This window comes from Psychrobacillus soli, assembly GCF_006861775.1.
GTDB lineage: Bacteria > Bacillota > Bacilli > Bacillales_A > Planococcaceae > Psychrobacillus > Psychrobacillus soli.
The window spans coordinates 1-1,467 of the sequence record NZ_VDGG01000094.1 but is presented as its reverse complement, the minus strand read 5'-3'; the positions used below and the strand labels follow the sequence as shown (position 1 = coordinate 1,467).

Sequence of the window (1,467 nt, the reverse complement as noted above, 5' to 3'; positions counted from 1 at the left end):
TAAAATGTACCCTATAGAGTAGACACTTAAAAAAAGGTCTACCTATAGGGTACTTTTTTGTATAATTAGAAAAAATAAAGAAAATACAGGGGAAGATTATGAGTAAAATAGTTTTTACAGAGAAAGAAATTGGACTATTAACAAAGAATCCTTATGTTCAATCAGTTAGTCCAAAAGGAATTACTTATACCGAAGAGTTTAAACGAATTTTTATTGTAGACTATGAAAACGGAAAGCTGCCAAGGCAAATATTTGAAGAATGTGGTTTTGACGCTGAGGTTATAGGTAAAAAGCGAATACAGTCATCTTCGGATAGATGGAGAAAAGCCTACCGAGAAAATGGTGTCTTGGGTCTAAAAGACACAAGAAGCGAAGCCTCAGGTAGACCACGTAAACATGAACTATCGATTGATGAGAAATATGCTCGAATGGAAGCCCAACTTAACTTACTAAAAGCAGAAAATGAATTACTAAAAAAGATCCGTTTTGTGGAAAGGGGGCTGAAGAAGTAGGAGTCCCACCTTACCAAAAATATATTCTTATCCGTTCAGTGCTTGAGAAGTTTCAACTTAAAGCTATGGTGAGTTACTTATGTGAAGTAGCTGGGGTTTCTCGAAGTGGATACTATAATTATTTCTCTGAGAAGTCAAAGAATCAAAGAAAGCAAAAAGATGAAAAGGATGAAACCGTAAAAGAGATCATATTAAAAGCCTTCCATTTCAAAGGTCGTAAGAAAGGGGCACGTCAAATTAAAATGACTTTGGCGGGTCAATTTAATGTTGTCTACAATTTGAAACGCATTCGACGTATCATGAAAAAGTACGCTATTACCTGCCCTATTAGAAAGGCAAATCCATATAGAAGGATGATGAAAGCCACACAAGAACACCGAGTCGTGCCAAATTTATTGAATAGAGAATTTAAGCAAGGTATTCCTGGAAAAGTACTTCTTACTGATATCACCTATTTATTTTACGGCAAAGGTCAGAAAGCCTACTTATCTGCGATTAAAGATAGTTCAACCAATGAAATTTTAGCCTATCATGTATCAGATCGTATTACTATGGACTTAGCTACAGACACCATTCTAAAGCTAAAAAAGAATCGAAACTTTAAGAAGGTACAAGATTCGATGATTCACTCAGATCAAGGGACACATTATACACACCCTGACTTCCAAAAGTTAGTGAAAAAGCTAGGGTTACGTCAATCTATGTCTAGACGAGGGAACTGTTGGGATAACGCTCCTCAAGAATCCTTCTTTGGTCATTTTAAAGATGAAGCCTCGATTAAGGCGTGTACGAATCTAGACGAACTAAAAAGTGAAATCAAACAATACATGACCTATTATAATCATTACAGATACCAATGGAATTTAAAAAGGATGACCCCTGTACAATACAGAGATCATCTTCTTAAAGCAGGCTAACCTTTTTTAAAAATGTCCTTTACAAAGGGTACACTTTA

Annotated in this window: 1 protein-coding gene; it reads left to right on the top strand. The window is 35.5% G+C overall.

Annotated features, from left to right (window positions below; all coding sequences use genetic code 11):
- The first annotated feature begins 98 nt into the window (after positions 1 to 98).
- Positions 99 to 1,429, top strand: a protein-coding gene (locus FG383_RS20700) for an IS3 family transposase (RefSeq protein WP_281285379.1) whose coding sequence is annotated in 2 segments (ribosomal slippage) — positions 99 to 510 and positions 510 to 1,429 — 1,332 coding nt in all. Because the reading frame shifts where the segments join, the coding sequence is not laid out codon by codon here.
- Positions 1,430 to 1,467: the final 38 nt, after the last annotated feature.